This window comes from Pseudaeromonas aegiceratis, from assembly GCF_046254905.1.
Taxonomy (GTDB): domain Bacteria; phylum Pseudomonadota; class Gammaproteobacteria; order Enterobacterales; family Aeromonadaceae; genus Pseudaeromonas; species Pseudaeromonas aegiceratis.
This window is the reverse complement of record NZ_CP158016.1, coordinates 57,442-72,840: the sequence shown is the minus strand read 5'-3', so window position 1 is coordinate 72,840 and position 15,399 is coordinate 57,442. Positions and strand designations below refer to the sequence as shown.

Below are 15,399 nucleotides of genomic sequence, written 5' to 3'. Positions count from 1 at the left end.
TTCAGGGAGTGAGTTTATGCAGATCCAACTTCTCATCAACGGTCAAGTCGTCGCCGGTCAAGGCCCGGCCCTGCCGGTGTTCAACCCCTCCACCGGAGAGACCATCGTCTCCATCCCCGAAGCGGAGCCGGCACAGGTGCTGGCCGCGGTGGCCGCCGCCGACGCCGCCTTCCCCGCCTGGGCCGCCCTGCCGCCCCGGGAGCGCTCCACCCGCCTGCTGGCCATCGCCGACGCCATCGAGCGCAACGGCGCCGAGCTGGCCCGCCTGGAATCCCTCAACTGCGGCAAGCCCTACCACGCCATGCTCAACGACGAGATCCCGGCGGTGGTGGACTGCTTCCGCTTCTTCGCCGGCGCCGCCCGCTGCCTGAACGGCTCCTCCGCCGGGGAGTACATCCCGGGCTTCACCTCCATGATCCGCCGCGACCCCATCGGCGTGGTGGCCAGTATCGCCCCCTGGAACTACCCGCTGCAGATGGCCGCCTGGAAGCTGGCCCCGGCCCTGGCCGCCGGTAACACCGTCATCATCAAGCCCTCCGAGGTGACCCCGCTGACCACGCTGGCTCTGGTGCCCATCCTGGCCGAATGCCTGCCGGCTGGCGTGGTGAACGTGGTACACGGCCGCGGTGCCGAGGTCGGCGCCCCCCTGGTGAGCCATCCCAAGGTGCGCATGGTCTCCCTGACCGGCTCCATCCCCACCGGCAAGAAGCTGGTGGAGAGCGCCGCCGCCACCGTCAAGCGCACCCACATGGAACTGGGCGGCAAGGCGCCGGTCATCGTGCTGGATGACGCCAACCTGGCCGAGGTAGTCGACGGCATCCGCGCCTTCGGCTTCTACAACGCCGGCCAGGACTGCACCGCCGCCTGCCGCATCTATGCCCAGAAGGGCATCTACGACAAGTTGGTGGCGGATCTGGGCAGTGCCATCGGCTCCCTGAAGATGGGCCTGCAGGACGACCCCAGCACGGAGCTGGGCCCGCTCATCTACGCCGCCCACCGTGACCGTGTGGTGGGCTTCGTGGATCGCGCCCGCGAGCAGAAGCACATCGAGATCGTCACCGGTGGCGCCAAGGGCGAGGGCCCGGGCTACTTCTACCAGCCGACCCTGGTGGCCGGCGCCCTGCAGACCGACGAAATCGTGCAGAAGGAGGTGTTCGGCCCCGTGGTCTCCGTCACCGCCATCGACGATCTGGATCAGGGGATCGCCTTCGCCAACGACTCCGAGTACGGCCTGGCCTCCTCGGTGTGGACCCAGGATGTGGGCAAGGCCATGTCCGCCGCCGCCGTGCTGCAGTACGGCTGCACCTGGATCAACACCCACTTCATGATCACCAACGAGATGCCCCACGGCGGTCTCAAGCAGTCCGGCTACGGCAAGGACATGTCCATGTACGCCCTGGAGGAGTACACCTGCGCCCGCCATGTGATGGTGAAGTGGTAACAGCCCACCGCTGAGCAAGCCCCTGGCGAGGTGACGGCAATCCCGTCGCCTCGCCTCGTCACACCCACCAAAAACGTTTTTATCTAATTGATTTAAAACATATTTAACCTTGACGTCCGCCAATGGGCTGCCGTAATGTCATCTGGCTTTTGCTGATTTTCAGTCGCTTGGCAGCCCGGCTCCGACCAGCCAGCCGCCAAGGGGAACACCCCGCCTGACGATGACGCCCTCCCGCCTGCGCCATCAAAAATCAGACGTTGATTCGTCATGACGCTGATTTTCGACCTTCACTGATGAGAAGGATGTTTTTTGCGCCGCTGAGCCTGCTCAGCCTGGGAGCCTGCATGTCTTTAACCACCCAACCCCACGCCTACCGCGGCAGCCTGCTGCACTACACCGACGACCCGACCCGGGATCCGGCCGCCCAGCACTATCTGGACGATGGTCTGCTGATCATCGCACAGGGCAAGGTGCTGGCCGCCAAGCCCTTTGCCGAGGCCAGCGCCGCCGAGCTGGCCCTGCCCCGCACCGACTATCGCGGCAAGCTGCTGCTGCCGGGCTTTATCGACACCCATATCCACTTCCCGCAGACCGAGATGGTGGCCGCCTACGGCGAGCAGCTGCTGGCGTGGCTCAACAGCTACACCTTCCCCACCGAACGCAAGTTTGCCGATCCGGACTATGCCGCCCGGCGCGCCGACTTCTTCATCGACGAGCTGCTGCGCAACGGCACCACCACGGCCCTGGTGTTCGCCACCGTGCATCCGGCCTCGGTGGAGGCCCTGTTCGCCGCGGCGGATGCCAAGCGGATGCGGATCATCGCCGGCAAGGTGCTGATGGATCGCAACGCGCCGGACGACCTCACCGACACCGCCGAGTCCGGCTACCGCCAGAGCCAGGCGCTGATCGCCAAGTGGCATCACCACCACCGCCTGCTGTACGCGGTGACGCCGCGCTTCGCCCCCACCTCCAGTCCGGAGCAGCTGGCGGCCGCCGGCAAGCTGTTCCACGAGACACCGGATCTCTACCTGCACACCCACCTGAGCGAGAACTGCAACGAGATCGCCTGGGTCAAGTCGCTGTTTCCCGAGCGGGAGGGCTACCTGGATGTGTATGACCACTACGGCCTGACCGGCCCGCGGGCGGTATTCGCCCACGGCATCCACCTGGAAGAAAAAGAGCAGCAGACCCTGGCCGACAGCGGCTCGGCGGTGGCCTTCTGCCCCACCTCCAACCTGTTTCTGGGCAGCGGCCTGTTCCGCCTGCATCCGCTCAAAGCCGCCGGGGTGCGGGTGGGGCTGGGCACCGACATCGGCGCCGGCACCAGCTTCTCCCTGCTGCAGACCCTGAACGAGGGCTACAAGGTGCAGCAGCTGCAGGGCGAGAAGCTCTCCGCCGCCGAAGGTCTCTATCAGGCCACCCTGGGCGGCGCCCGGGCCCTCTATCTGGAGGACAAGCTGGGCAACTTCCTGCCGGGCAAGGAGGCGGACTTCGTGGTGCTGGAGTGGGCCGCCACCCCATTGCAGCAACTGCGGCAGGAGAACAGCCGGGATCTGGCGGATCGCCTGTTCGCCCTCATGATGCTGGGGGACGAGCGCAACGTGGCCGCCACCTATGTGGACGGCCGTCAGGTGTTCGGCGCGCCGGCCGACTGATCCCGGGCGGCCGTTTTCTTGCCAGAAAAGTGCCGCCTGCCTCTGCCCTTGGCCGGCGCCGGGGGCTATAACTAGGTTTTGGGCCAATCGAGACCAACAGGAGCACACCATGGGCAAGAAACACAAAAACGCCGCCACCGAGCCGCAAGCCGTCATCCCCGACAGTAAGCCCAAGAAGCTTGGCGAGAAGGCGTATCAGAAGGAGCTGCGCAAGCTGCACGAGGAGCTGGTGAGCCTGCAGCGCTGGGTGGTGGCCAAGGGCCTCAAGGTCTGCATCCTGTTCGAGGGCCGCGATGGCGCCGGCAAGGGCGGCACCATCAAGGCCATCACGGAGCGGGTCAGCCCCCGGGTGTTCCGGGTCATCGCCCTGCCCACCCCCAACGAGCGGGAGAAGACCCAGCTCTACTTCCAGCGCTACATACAGCACCTGCCGGCCGCCGGCGAGATCGTCATCTTCGACCGCAGCTGGTACAACCGGGCCGGGGTGGAGAAGGTGATGGGCTTCTGCACCCCGGAGCAGACCGAAAAGTTCCTCGAAGGGGTGCCCATGGTGGAACGGGCGCTGGTGGAGTCCGGCATCATACTGCTCAAGTACTGGCTGGAGGTCAGCCCGGAGGAGCAGGAGCGCCGGCTGCTGGATCGCATCGACGATGGCCGCAAGATCTGGAAGCTCTCCCCCATGGACATCCAGTCCTTCGACCGCTGGGATGACTACACGGTGGCGCGGGACGCCATGTTCGCCGCCAGCGACACCGCCTGGGCCCCCTGGTTCGTCGCCCGCTCGGAAGACAAGAAACGGGTGCGGCTGAACGTCATCCACCACCTGCTCTCCAAGATCCCCTACGAGGCCCTGCCGGTGGACAACGTCAAGCTGCCCAAGCGCAAGATCAAGATACGGCACGACGACACCAGCAGCTTCCGCTACATCCCCGAGCTGTTCTAACGCGGCGCCGGGTAAATTTCCGCAAGACGGGATTTGCCCGGCGTTCATTTTCGCCTAGAGTAGGAGCCGTCGTCTCATCTCTCCTGCATCCTCACATCATGCAACTGCAAGGCACACTCTCTTTGTGGAATGACAAGCGCGGCTTCGGCTTCGTGGATCCCGACGGCGGTGGCGTGCGCGCCTTCGTCCATATCAAGGCCTTCGACATGCCGGGACTTCGCCCGGAGCCGGGGGATCGCATCAGCTACCGCTTGGGGCGGGACGAGCTGGGTCGGGCGATCGCCCGCCACGTGCGCCTCGCCGACGCCGAGGGCCGCCAAGGCGCGCCACGGGGTCGTCCCGGCCCCCTGCCCCAGGCCCTGCTGCTGGGGCTATTCGGCCTGCTGCTGGCCGGCCTGCTGCTGGGCCGCTTGCCCCTCTGGCTGCCCCTGGGCTACCTGCTGCTGAGCCTGGTCACCTACCTGTGCTACGCCCGGGACAAGTGGGCGGCCCGCACCGGCCACTGGCGCACCCGGGAGCGCACCCTGCACCTGCTGAGCCTGTTGGGCGGCTGGCCCGGCGCCCTGCTGGCCCAGCAGCGGCTGCGCCACAAGACCCGCAAGCGCAGCTTCCTGCTGCCCTTCGCCCTCAGCGTGCTGACCAACCTCATCGCCCTGCTGTGGCTGATGAGCCAGCCCGGCCAGCTCTGGCTGCGCCGCCTGCTGGCCAGCTGATCCCCGCGGCACCGGTCGGCGTCCTGTTGACCGGTGCCGTGCTGCCCTCAAGGAGTCCGGCATGACCCTGAGCCTGGTTCCGGCCTGTGCGGCCGATCTGCCCTTCCTGCTGGCCCTGCGTCGTCAGACCATGACCCCCTACCTGCAGGCCGCCGGCATGCCCTGTGACGAGGCCAGTCACCTGGCGCGCATCCGCTATCACTTCGAGGCGGCGCGCATCGTCCACTGGCAGGGCCAGCCGGTGGGGCTGTTCAAGGCCGTTTGGCTGGCCGAGCAACAGCATTGGTATCTCATCCAGATCCAGATAGCGCCATCGGCCCAGGGCCAGGGGCTCGGCGCCCGGCTGATTGGCGATCTGCTGACCCAGGCGGCTGGCGCCCGGGTGGTGCTGAGCGTCATCCACAGCAACCCGGCCCGCCACCTGTATGCGCGGCTGGGCTTTGTCCCCTTTGCCGAAGATGCGCAGGAGATCTGGCTGGAAAGCCGCCCTGCGGGCTAAAAATGCAATCGGTTGCAATGCGGTGGGCACCATGGCTGGCCTGATGGCAATCCATCCCTTACTATCCGGCTATGGCGGCGGCAACGCCCGCCGCCCTTGTTGCCACCCGACGAGAATGCCCAATGGAATTGCCCCTCTTTCGCCACAAGCATAATCGCGCCCTGCGCCAGGCCATCGGCCTGGGACTGACCGGCCTGCTGCTCTGGCGGCTGTTTATCGCCGTCGATGCCTTCGAATGGTTCACCGATCTGAGCCGTCACCACGAGGCCTGGCAGCTGGACGAGATCATCCTGGCCCTGGCGGTCTGTGGTCTGTGTGGCCTGGTCTTCACCCTGCTGCGGCTCAAAGATCTGGCGGCGGAAATCCACCAGCGCAATCAGGCGGAGCGCGACGTGGTCTGGATCGCCCTGCACGACCCCCTGACCCGGCTGGGCAACCGCCGCCGGCTGGAGGCGCGGCTGCGGGAGGCGGACGCCCAGACGGTGCCCGCCAACCTGACGGCCTTCTCCCTGGATCTGGACGGCTTCAAGAAACTCAACGATCTGTTTGGCCACCAGGCGGGGGACGAGGCCCTGATGGAGGTGAGCTACCGGCTGCGCGGCCTGTTCGCCGAGGAGGAGGCCGAACTGTTCCGCCTGGGGGGCGACGAGTTTCTGATCCTGCTGCACGACCTCTCCCCCCTGGAGACGGGGGCCATGGTGCAGCGCACCCTCAACCGCCTGTCCCAACCCTACCGGATCGGCAGCATTCAGACCGAACTGGGGGTCAGCCTGGGGGTGGCCCGACAGCCGGAAGACACTCAGGATCTGCGGGAGCTGATCCTGTTCTCCGACCTGGCCATGTATGCCGCCAAGCGGGATCCCCGCCAACAGTGGACCATCTTCCAGCCGGAGATGAACGAAACCATGCTCAGGCGCCACAAATTGGAGCTGCAGCTGCGCCAGGCCCTCAAGACCGGCGAGATCCAGCCCCACTTCCAGCCCTTGGTGGAGCTGCGCAGTGGCCGGGTGGTGGGCTTCGAGGCCCTGGCCCGCTGGGTCGGTGCCGATGGCAGCCAGCGCTCCCCCGCCGAGTTTATCCCCCTGGCCGAGGAGACGGGCCTCATCACAGAGCTGTCCGAACAGCTGTTGCGCCAGGCCTGCCTGGCGGCCAAGCAGTGGCCGGCAGACATCCGCCTGGCCTTCAACCTGTCACCGGCCCAGCTCACCGACAAGCTGCTGGGCCTGCGCATCCTGCACCTGCTGGAGGAGGTGGGGCTGCCGCCGACGCGCCTGGAGCTGGAGATCACCGAGACGGCCCTGATCCAGGACATCGGCCAGGCGGAGACACTGCTGAGCGAACTCACCCAGGCCGGGGTGCACATCGCCCTGGACGACTTCGGCACCGGCTACTCCAGCCTGTCCCAGCTCTCCCGCTTCGCCTTCGACAAGATCAAGATCGACCGCAGCTTCATCGCCCGTTTCGAGGAAGAGCAGAAGCAGGAGAAGATAGTGCGGGCCATCATAGGCCTGGGTCAGGGGCTGGGGCTGACCACCACCGCCGAGGGCATAGAGACTCCCAGCCAGCTGGCCCAGCTGCAACAGCTGGGTTGCGATCTGGGCCAGGGCTTCCTGTTTGGCCAGGCCACCGCCACGGCCCGCCTGACACCGCCGCTGGATCTGGCCCACCTCGCCGGCGACGCGCCGGCCCCCTGAGCCGCCCTAGCCCCGGTGGGTGAGGGCGAGCAGGGTGTTGGCCACCCCCTTGGTGCGTTCGGCGTTCTCGGCGGTCAGGGTACTCACCTGCTCCAGGGAGCCCAGCATGGCGGTCAGCTCGCTCACCGCGCTGGACTGCCCCTCGATCTCCTGGGCCACCCGGCGGATCTCGTCGGCCAGGGCGACTATGTCGCTGCCGATCTCGCCGGCGCTGTGACGGGACTGCTCCGCCAGGTTGCGCACCTCGTCGGCCACCACCGCAAAGCCCCGCCCCAGCTCGCCGGCCCGCGCCGCCTCGATGGCGGCGTTCAACGCCAGCAGGTTGGTCTGATCCGACAGCTGCTGGATCACCTGTACCACGCTCTGGATGCGCTCGCTGGATTGGGCCAGCTGACGGGCGCTGCCCGCCACCGACTGGGCCTGGTTGGCCATGCTGTTGATGGTGACCCCGGCCTGCTCCACCGCCGCCACCTGGGTCTGCACATGGTCGGTCAGCTCATCCACCGACTGATGCAGATGGGTGGCGCACTGGGACAGCTCGGCGGCGATGGTCTCCCGCTCCTGCTCGGCGTCCAGCAGCAGGCTGCCCAGCTGGCTCAGGCCGTCGAAGATGGGCCGCAGGGCGGCATCCAGGTGGCCGGCATCGAACAGGGCGCCGTAATCGTGCTGCTTGAACTGGTTGATCTGCTTGACCACCACCTGGTTGAGCCCCACCAGCTTGGTCAGCTGGCGCTGCAGGAAGAAGGCCTTGAACTCGCCGTAACGGCAGGCGAAGCGATCGACCAACTCATCCTGGAACGGCGTCTTGGCGCCCCGGATATCGAACCAGAACAGGGCGGTGAGGGTCTGGTTGAGGTTGAGGCCCAGGATTTCGCCGAAGGTGGAGAAGCCGATCAGGGGCGTATCGCCAAACACCCCCGTCATGCCCGCCAGCTCGGCGCCGTTGTTCAGCCGCCGCAGGATGCAGTCGTTGAGCAGCCCCGCCACCGGCTTGGGCTTGTGTTCCAGGAAACGGGCAAAGTCCCGCCGGGTGGCCTCCACCAAGGGGGTGCGGCGCACCAGCACCAGCGCCTCCCCCGGCGCCACGTCGCAGTAGAGGTAGACCTGCTGGCTGGCCAGATCGATGCGCTGCACCGAGCGCACGAACAGCTCCTCCCCCACCCGGATGGCAAAGGAGTAATCCGCCAGCTTGGCCTCCAGCTGCGCTGGCTGACAGGAAAAATGGCGGCACAACAGATCCACCATGCTGCCGATGTTGCCCTGGCGATCCACCACCTCGCTGATGGCCCGCCGCTCCAAGGAGGCGGTGAGCACGTTGAAGCCGAAATCGGTGGCCTGGAAGTTCTGACTCTTGAACACCCCGAAGCGGATGTGGGACGGCATCTTCATGAAGACGATGAGGGCATGGTGCTCCAGGGCCTGCTGCCCGTCGTGCAGGAAGGTGTGCTGAAAGTCCAGCTTGCCGCCGGCGGAGCCGCCGACAAACAGGCAGGGAAAGCGCCCCGACTCGTAGAGCGCCTCCATGAAGAAGGACTCGGAGCGGGAGAGGCCGTCAAACAGCACATAGGCCAGGGTGTCCTTGGCGTCGATATCCATCTTGACCCTGAGATCGCCGAGGGTCTTGGTCAGGCGCGCCAGGCGGCTGCTCAGGGGTTCGTTGCTGCGCCCCTGGCTGAGATCCGCCGAGCCCAGCGGCACCTTGACCAGCTCCACCCCGGCCAGCAACTCGGGACCGAAACACTGCAGCACAGTATCCTGCCACTGACCTTCGGTGCCGCAATACAGCCGCGGCGCCACACCGCCGCACAGGGCGCCGGCGCTGGTGGAGAGCACCAGGGCCACACCGGGAAACCGCGCCTTGATGGCCGAGGCGATGGGCTCCAGGGCCACATGGGGTGACACGAAGCCCATGATCAGCACGGGGGTGAAGGGTACCGTCGCCAGCTCGCTGGCCAATGACTGTCCCTTGATATGCAAGGTGTGCACCCCGGGCCTCTGCCGGCCCATCCAACCGCCGAATCGCTGCCACCATGTCGTCATATTTCGCTCCTGTTGCTTGCCAGCGGGCTGCCTCGCTTCCCTGTAGTGTAGGTAAGGATATCCTGATATTGCCGCGAGCCTGAAAACAGTTTCAACGCGAGGTCCGCCTCATGCCAGGACAGCACGCCGCACAGGAGATTCACGTGACACCAATCACAATCTAAATATAAAAGCCTGATTTATAACAGCTGTCATAACAGTGACGGCAAACTGGCCTGCCGCAGGTGAGGCCGAATGCCTTAGCCTGAACCGGGGCATGGGTCTGCTGTTCCACGGGCTGACGGTCTTTGTGCGCACCCCGGCCCTGTTCGGCGCCGCCAGCTGGCCAAACGCCTTGGGCGGCCAGAACAGCCAAAAGATTGACTCGATTGGGGCTCAGCACTAGGCTGGACACCGCCATCCATTCACGGGAGAACACCATGTCCAAATCCCTGCTGCTGATGCTGCCCCTGTTACCCCTGCTGCTGGCCTGCCAGCCCGACTCGCCGCCCGCCGAGAGCAAGGTGGGCGCCGATCGGGATGTCCATGGCTGCATTCCCTCGGCCGGTTACCGCTGGTGTGAACAGCAGCAAGCCTGCGTCCGCCCCTGGGAGCTGACCAAGTCTGATACCAACCAGACGGCCGAGGAAGCCTTCCAGATCCAGTGCGGCACCCCGGCCAACTGAGCGCCCGGATCAGAGATGTGCTGACCAACATTGCCTGATGGCGCCGGCAACAGTAGTCTCAATGACAGACACGGTTTGTCGGAATCACCATGCTGCTACGCGTCCTGCCCCTGCTGCTCACCCTCGTCGGCCCGGCCCTGGCCATGGAGCGGCTATATGTGGACGCCAACAATCCCCCCCTCATGTACGCCGATGCACAGCAGCAGGCAGCCGGCCTCTATCCGGCCCTGGTCAATGCCCTGTTTGATCGCCTGCACGAACCCGTGCTCATCAGCCCCCTGCCCTGGAAACGGGTGCTGCGGGCCCTGGAAGACGGCGGCGCCGGGGTGGCCGGCATCTACTGGAGCGCCGAGCGGCAGGCCTGGCTGGACTATTCCGCCGCTCTGTATCAAGAGCGGATCATGATCTACCAGCGTAAGGGGGGGCGACCGCTGCGCACCCTGGCGGATCTGTACGGTCTGGAGGTGGGGGTACTGGCCGGTTGGTTCTACAGCCAGGCATTGAGTGACGCGGCGGCGCGGGGCGAGCTGCGCCTGCAACCGGTGAGCGACGACGCCAGCAACCTGGGCAAGCTGGCCCGGGGGCGGCTGGACGCCGTGCTGGCGGTGGCGGAGAGCGGGGATGCCACCCTGCAGCGACTGGGGCTGACGGCACAGATAGTCCGCAGCGACACCCCGCTGCTGAACAACAGCACCCATATCGCCTTTCCCAAGGCGGCGCGCCGCCAGGCCCTGCTGACCCGGATCAACGCCGCCCTGGCCCGGATGCAAGCCGACGGCAGCCTGCAACGGGTGGCGCAGCAGGCGCTGAGCGCCACCCAGGCAGACGCAGACCGGGGCAAGCCCCGGCCTGATCTGACAACGACGTCACCTTAGCCGGCGTAGGCGTAACAGCGCTTGAGCTCGGTGAAGTCGTAGAAGAAGCTGCCGGCGCTGACCGGCTCGCAGCCTTCTTTGAAGGCCACTTCCTTCTCGTTGTAGAGCATCTTCACCAGCACCTGCTTGTCCGCGTTCTCGTAGACGTCCCACTGGATGTTGGCCGCATAGGGGGAGACCCAGCCACCGCGCCACTCGTTGTTCTCCTGGGTCATCAGGGTGCCCACCTCGGCGCCCTGGCGGCTGCCTTCGAGCTGCATCAGGGCCACCAAGGGGATGATGGTCTCGGCGTGGGCGAAGCGCAGCTTGGCCACCCGGGCGCCCTCGCCCTCCACCACCTGGGTCTGCACCTCGTTGAACAGGCCATCCAGCAGCGCCTGGGCTATGTCGTAGGTGACCGTCTCGCCGGCGAAGCTGGGGCCCTTCTCGTAGAAGTCCTCGGCGTCGGACAGATAGGAGAACCAGGCGGACTCCTCCGGCGTCAGGTACTGCTCCAGATCCCAGTCCTCGCCCTCGGCCTCGGCTTCCCGCACCATGCCGGGACCTATGATGAAGAGGTTGTAGAGCATCAGGGCCGCATCCACCTCGTCATGGACATAGGTCTTGCCGCCGTCCTCCGGGTTCACCGCCACGAACTCCACCCCCGCCGCCAGATAGTCGACAAACGCCTTGGAGTAGAGGCGCTCAAGCATCTCCCGCGCCATCACCTTGGTCTCGGGCAGGGCCTTCAAGGCGTCCAGCGCCTCGGTCAGCTCAGGCGCCGGATCCACGCCGTTGTCCTCGTCGCCGATAAAGGTCTGATAGGCCTCGAAGGCCGGCAGATACTGGGCGTAGTCGCCCTTGGGCTCGGTCTTGTGGAAGTAGAGCTCGTACTTGTTGGCCAGGGCCTTGGTGATCTCGGAGGGATCGTCCTGGGTCACGTAGCAGCTGTCGCTATCGCTCACGTAATCCACCTTGGCGGCCAGGCTCTGCATGAAGTAGTAGGCGCTCTCGTTGGCTCTGTCCTTGCCGGAGGTCTCCACCTTGATGCAGTGGCTGCCGTCGTTCTCCAGCAAGCCGGGCAGGCGATCCGCCAGGCGCGTGGCCAGGTTGGCGTGCTCTTCCTTGCCCAACTCGGTGAGCAGGCCGTAACCCAGGGCCTCGTTGGCGGCGGTCACCAGATCCACCTTGTGACCCAGGGTCTGGCCCAGCTCGGTGAGGGCGCCCTGGGCGGCGGCAGCTTCCCATACCAGCTTGGTCAGCACGTCATACTTGGGGCTGGAGAGGGCCCGGGCGCCGTGCCGGGCCACCAGCTCGGTATAGACAGGGGAGAAACCCTCCGGCGCCGCCTCGTAGGTCGCCGCCTCCTGCTGGGAGCTGTAGACGGCCTTGGTGCTGTACTGGTACTCGGTCACGCTGCTGCTGCGGGCGCTGGTGTCGTCGGAGGAATTGCAGCCGGCCAGCAGGGCCAGGGACACGGCGGCCGACAGTGTGGTAATGCGCTGCATGGTCATCCTTGCACTCGTGCTCAATAAAAGTCGGGCGCAGGTTAAGCAATGTTAATGACAGGCAAGTGTCAGGCAGATGACAGGTAGCACAGCCGTGTCAGGTGACTTAGCCGGCGGACGCCACCTCCTCCCGCAACCAGGCCAGGAAGGCCCGCACCCGCGGCAGCTCGCCGAACTCCTTGCGGGTCACCACGTGATAGCCCAGCCCCTGGTCATAGGGGGTGTCGAACGGGAAGACCAGCTCTCCCCGCGCCACCAGCTCCCGGGCCAGCTGATAGCGGCCCATGGCCACCCCCAGACCGCTGCGGGCCCCTATGATGGCGGCATCATAGTGGTTGAAACAGTAGTGATGGCGGGCCAGATCCGCCGGCAGGCCGGCGGTGGCCAGCCAGCCGCGCCACTCGCTGTGGGGATCGCTCTGGCGGATGGACTCCACGTCGTGCAGCAGCAGACAGTCCGCCAGGCGGCCGGGATCCGTCAGCAGCCCCATCTGCTGGGCGTAGGCAGGGCTGCACACCGGCAGCAACACCTCGTCCAGCAGTGGCTGACTGTCCAACCCTGGGTAGTGGCCGTCACCGTAGTCGAGCCACAGATCCGCCGGATGCAGGGCGAAGTCCACCCGGCTGCCCTTGGATCTCAGGTACAGGCTCAGCTCGGGATGACGGTCGTAGAAGCGGCGCAGGCGCGGCACCAGCCAGTGCTGGGCGAAGGTGGGGGTACTGCCCACCTCCAGGCTGCCCCGCAGGGCCTGATGGCGGATGTCGTCGATCTCGTGGCAGACCGAGGCGAAGTGGCGGCTCACCTGGCGATAGAGTCGCTCCCCCTCCGCCGTCAGGGCGATGCGCCGGGTCTGACGCACGAACAACTGAAAGCCCAGCTCCTGCTCCAGCTTGCGGATGCGGTGGGACAGGGCGCTCTGGGTCAGGTGCAGCGCCTCCGCCGCCTCCTTGAAGCTGAGGCAACCGGCGATCTCGGCGAACACGTGCAGGCTGGTAAAGTTGGCGAAGGTCATGCTGGGCCCATGAGTGAATTTTTCTCAAGCATGGGGCTAGAAAGGTCATTTGTTAAGCCGAATGTGGCGCTTCATGCTGTGGATGTCGCAAACAAATTCATCCATTGAGGGAGAACCCTATGCAACGCTATCAGCTGACCATCGCCGGCGGCGGCGCCACCTACACCCCCGGCATCGTCAATTCCATCCTCAACGCCAGCGACGTCTTGCCCCTGCGCAAGCTGGTACTGCTGGATACCGACGCCCAGCGGGTCGCCACCATGGGCGGCTTCATCCGCCTGCTGCTGAAAGAAAAAGCTCCAGAGGTGGAGCTGCTGGTGACCACGGATCGCAAGATGGCCTTCACCGGCATGGACTTCCTGTTCGCCCAGATCCGCTCCGGCGGCCTGCCGATGCGGGCGCTGGACGAGCAGATCCCCCTGCGCCACGGCGTGGTGGGCCAGGAGACCTGTGGCCCCGGCGGCTTCGCCTTCGCCCTGCGCTCCATCCCCGACATGCTGGCCATCGGCGAGGACGTGCGCCGCTACGCCCCCAACGCCTGGATCCTCAACTACTCCAACCCCGCCGCCATCCTGGCGGATGCCTGGCATAAGCGCTTCCCCGAGCTCAAAAGCCTGTTCATCTGCGACATGCCCATCGTCATCGAGCTGCTGGTGGCCGCCACCCTGGGCCAGCGCCACGGCGATCTGGCCTTCGAGTACGTGGGGCTCAACCACTTCGGCTGGTGGCGCCATATCTGGGATCCCCAGGGTCAGGATCTGCTGCCCAAGCTGCGGGCGCACCTGCTCTCCGACCGGCCCCTGACCCTGTTCCAGGACGAGCACGTCAACGCCGACTGGATCCCCACCTTCGAGCGGCTGCGCAAGAGCATGCGCCTGTTCCCCGAGTTCCTGTCCAACACCTACCTGCAGTACTACCTGTTCGGTGAGGAGATGGTGGGCCACGAGGATCCCCACTACACCCGGGCCAACCGGGTGATGGACACCCGGGAGAAGGAGGTATTTGCCGAGTGCCGCCGCTGCATCGACGCCGGCAGCGTCACCGACAGCTTCCTCAGCGCCGGGGTGCATGGCGACTTCATCGTCGATCACGCCCGGGCCATCCTCACCAACCGGCCGTTCCGCACCACGGTCAACGTGCCCAACCGCGGCCTGGTGGCGGGCCTGCCGGACGACGCCATCGTCGAGGTGCACGGCCAGGTGACGGCCCACGGTGTGGAGGCCTTCGGCGTCGGCCCCCTGCCCCACTTCCAGCGGGCCCTGATGGTGCAGCAGAACGCCTATGAACAGCTCACCGTGGAGGCGGCGCTGGAAGGCTCCTACGCCAAGGCCCTGCAGGCCCTGACCCTCAACCGCACCGTGCCCTCCGCCGACGTGGCCAAGGCACTGCTGGATGATCTGCAGGAGGCCAATCGGGACTACTGGCCGCCGCTGCGCTGAGGCGGTCGCGGCGCTAAGGCGGGCTCGGCGCAGTGGCGGCCGGCCGGATCGGCTTGGCTTGCTCCCCGGCCAAGGGGGGGACCTTGTTCCCGACTCGGTTTGTCATTAGCCATGCCTGATGGCGCCATGTTTCTGATGAGCGAAGGCCGTTCCGCCTGCCCGGCAACCGGCCTTTCCAACCTGCCACTTGGCGGGGCGGGCAAAGGGGCGGCGGCCCGCCCCTTTGCAATCCCGGCCTTCGACCCGCGTCCGGGACAACCCGGGCTTCTGGTCGTTGTTCCGGGGCCGTCATCGACGGCCCATCCCTGGACCGGCGATGACTTAGGCCGCCTCCCTGCGGCCTATCCCCGCCACGCCTCCCGCCAGCCCGCCCGGCCAAGGGTCGCCAAAGCGGCTCTGGTCTCCCGCCCGCCGCTTCCTCCTCGGCCAGACAGAGGGGAGACGGATCCTGTTAGCCACCCAAGCGATGACGCCAATAAATCGGATTGCTCATATCCAGGATCAGCACCGCTGTGGGCTCCCCCTTCGGCCCGCTGGCAGCAGCGGCTAGTATGGTGAGTCACTCATAGCCACTCGGAGCCGCCATGAGCCACGCCGACACCTTCCGCCGCTATCTACAGCTGTATGCCGCCCGGGATCTGGACGCCATCGCCGACCTGTTTGCCGACCAGATACGGCTGCGGGACTGGAAGATTTCCTTGGCGGGCAAGGCCGCGGCGCTGGCCGAGACCCGCCACAACTTCGAGCGCGTCGCCAGCCTGCAGATCGAGGTGCTGAGCCTGTTCGAATCCGCCGATGGCGTGGCCGGCGAGCTGCGCATCCTGATCGATGGCCGGGAAGAACTCCATGTGCTGGATGTGCTGCGCTTCGATGCCGATGGCAAGATAGCTGAGATCCACGCCTACGTCGGTCGCGGTGACTGAGCAGCCCGTGGCG

At 66.2% G+C, this 15,399-nt stretch carries 12 protein-coding genes and 1 pseudogene; 10 read left to right on the top strand and 3 right to left on the bottom strand.

Features of this window, described 5'->3' with window-relative positions:
- Positions 1–16 precede the first annotated feature (16 nt).
- The 6 genes from ABHF91_RS00335 (at position 17) to ABHF91_RS00310 (ending at position 6,945) form a co-directional block, all read left to right on the top strand.
- Complete coding sequence (locus tag ABHF91_RS00335; RefSeq protein WP_409421525.1) at positions 17–1,441, top strand: gamma-aminobutyraldehyde dehydrogenase; 1,425 nt, start codon at positions 17–19, stop codon at positions 1,439–1,441.
- Positions 1,442–1,785: 344 nt separating this feature from the next.
- Complete coding sequence (guaD, locus tag ABHF91_RS00330; RefSeq protein WP_409421524.1) at positions 1,786–3,096, top strand: guanine deaminase; 1,311 nt, start codon at positions 1,786–1,788, stop codon at positions 3,094–3,096.
- 109 nt (positions 3,097–3,205) lie between these two features.
- Positions 3,206–4,039 (top strand): polyphosphate kinase 2, encoded by an 834-nt coding sequence (gene ppk2, locus ABHF91_RS00325; RefSeq protein WP_409421523.1) that lies wholly within the window; start codon positions 3,206–3,208, stop codon positions 4,037–4,039.
- 98 nt (positions 4,040–4,137) lie between these two features.
- Positions 4,138–4,752 carry a DUF1294 domain-containing protein gene (locus ABHF91_RS00320; protein ID WP_409421522.1) on the top strand — a complete coding sequence of 205 codons (615 nt, stop codon included), beginning with the start codon at positions 4,138–4,140 and terminating at the stop codon, positions 4,750–4,752.
- Positions 4,753–4,813: 61 nt separating this feature from the next.
- Positions 4,814–5,251, top strand: a complete 438-nt coding sequence (locus ABHF91_RS00315; RefSeq protein WP_409421521.1) for an N-acetyltransferase family protein — start codon at positions 4,814–4,816, stop codon at positions 5,249–5,251.
- Between the two features lie 122 nt (positions 5,252–5,373).
- Positions 5,374–6,945: a putative bifunctional diguanylate cyclase/phosphodiesterase gene (locus tag ABHF91_RS00310; RefSeq protein ID WP_409421520.1), complete on the top strand. Its 1,572-nt coding sequence runs from the start codon at positions 5,374–5,376 to the stop codon at positions 6,943–6,945.
- 150 nt (positions 6,946–7,095) lie between these two features.
- Here the strand turns inward: ABHF91_RS00310 and ABHF91_RS00305 are convergent.
- Positions 7,096–8,985: pseudogene (locus tag ABHF91_RS00305) on the bottom strand (methyl-accepting chemotaxis protein); the annotation flags it as partial.
- Between the two features lie 419 nt (positions 8,986–9,404).
- On the opposite strand from ABHF91_RS00305, the gene ABHF91_RS00300 reads away from it, so the two are divergent.
- Together ABHF91_RS00300 and ABHF91_RS00295 are read left to right on the top strand one after the other, a co-directional pair.
- Entirely contained in the window at positions 9,405–9,650 is a 246-nt protein-coding gene (locus ABHF91_RS00300; RefSeq protein ID WP_409421519.1) for a hypothetical protein, read from the top strand.
- A gap of 89 nt (positions 9,651–9,739) precedes the next feature.
- Positions 9,740–10,525, top strand: coding sequence for a substrate-binding periplasmic protein (locus ABHF91_RS00295; RefSeq protein ID WP_409421518.1), 786 nt, complete (start codon positions 9,740–9,742; stop codon positions 10,523–10,525).
- Here ABHF91_RS00295 and ABHF91_RS00290 read toward each other — a convergent pair.
- On the bottom strand, positions 10,522–12,012 hold the full coding sequence (locus tag ABHF91_RS00290) for a histidine-type phosphatase (RefSeq protein ID WP_409421517.1): 1,491 nt from the start codon (positions 12,010–12,012) through the stop codon (positions 10,522–10,524). The two genes, ABHF91_RS00295 and ABHF91_RS00290, sit on opposite strands and share 4 nt — an antisense overlap.
- A 106-nt stretch (positions 12,013–12,118) precedes the next feature.
- On the bottom strand, positions 12,119–13,024 hold the full coding sequence (locus tag ABHF91_RS00285) for a LysR substrate-binding domain-containing protein (RefSeq protein ID WP_409421516.1): 906 nt from the start codon (positions 13,022–13,024) through the stop codon (positions 12,119–12,121).
- 119 nt (positions 13,025–13,143) lie between these two features.
- Here ABHF91_RS00285 and ABHF91_RS00280 point away from each other — a divergent pair, with 119 nt between their 5' ends.
- Both ABHF91_RS00280 and ABHF91_RS00275 read left to right on the top strand, forming a co-directional pair.
- A complete protein-coding gene (locus ABHF91_RS00280; protein WP_409421515.1) occupies positions 13,144–14,463 on the top strand; it encodes a 6-phospho-alpha-glucosidase in 1,320 nt (439 codons plus the stop codon).
- A gap of 584 nt (positions 14,464–15,047) precedes the next feature.
- Positions 15,048–15,386 carry a nuclear transport factor 2 family protein gene (locus tag ABHF91_RS00275; RefSeq protein WP_409421514.1) on the top strand — a complete coding sequence of 113 codons (339 nt, stop codon included), beginning with the start codon at positions 15,048–15,050 and terminating at the stop codon, positions 15,384–15,386.
- The last annotated feature ends 13 nt before the right edge of the window (positions 15,387–15,399 follow it).

Coding starts and splice junctions, on each gene's coding strand:
- ABHF91_RS00335 (WP_409421525.1), top strand. CDS start 17: ATGCAGATCCAACTTCTCATCAACGGTCAAGTCGTCGCCGGTCAAGGC.
- guaD (WP_409421524.1), top strand. CDS start 1,786: ATGTCTTTAACCACCCAACCCCACGCCTACCGCGGCAGCCTGCTGCAC.
- ppk2 (WP_409421523.1), top strand. CDS start 3,206: ATGGGCAAGAAACACAAAAACGCCGCCACCGAGCCGCAAGCCGTCATC.
- ABHF91_RS00320 (WP_409421522.1), top strand. CDS start 4,138: ATGCAACTGCAAGGCACACTCTCTTTGTGGAATGACAAGCGCGGCTTC.
- ABHF91_RS00315 (WP_409421521.1), top strand. CDS start 4,814: ATGACCCTGAGCCTGGTTCCGGCCTGTGCGGCCGATCTGCCCTTCCTG.
- ABHF91_RS00310 (WP_409421520.1), top strand. CDS start 5,374: ATGGAATTGCCCCTCTTTCGCCACAAGCATAATCGCGCCCTGCGCCAG.
- ABHF91_RS00300 (WP_409421519.1), top strand. CDS start 9,405: ATGTCCAAATCCCTGCTGCTGATGCTGCCCCTGTTACCCCTGCTGCTG.
- ABHF91_RS00295 (WP_409421518.1), top strand. CDS start 9,740: ATGCTGCTACGCGTCCTGCCCCTGCTGCTCACCCTCGTCGGCCCGGCC.
- ABHF91_RS00290 (WP_409421517.1), bottom strand. CDS start 12,012: ATGCAGCGCATTACCACACTGTCGGCCGCCGTGTCCCTGGCCCTGCTG.
- ABHF91_RS00285 (WP_409421516.1), bottom strand. CDS start 13,024: ATGACCTTCGCCAACTTTACCAGCCTGCACGTGTTCGCCGAGATCGCC.
- ABHF91_RS00280 (WP_409421515.1), top strand. CDS start 13,144: ATGCAACGCTATCAGCTGACCATCGCCGGCGGCGGCGCCACCTACACC.
- ABHF91_RS00275 (WP_409421514.1), top strand. CDS start 15,048: ATGAGCCACGCCGACACCTTCCGCCGCTATCTACAGCTGTATGCCGCC.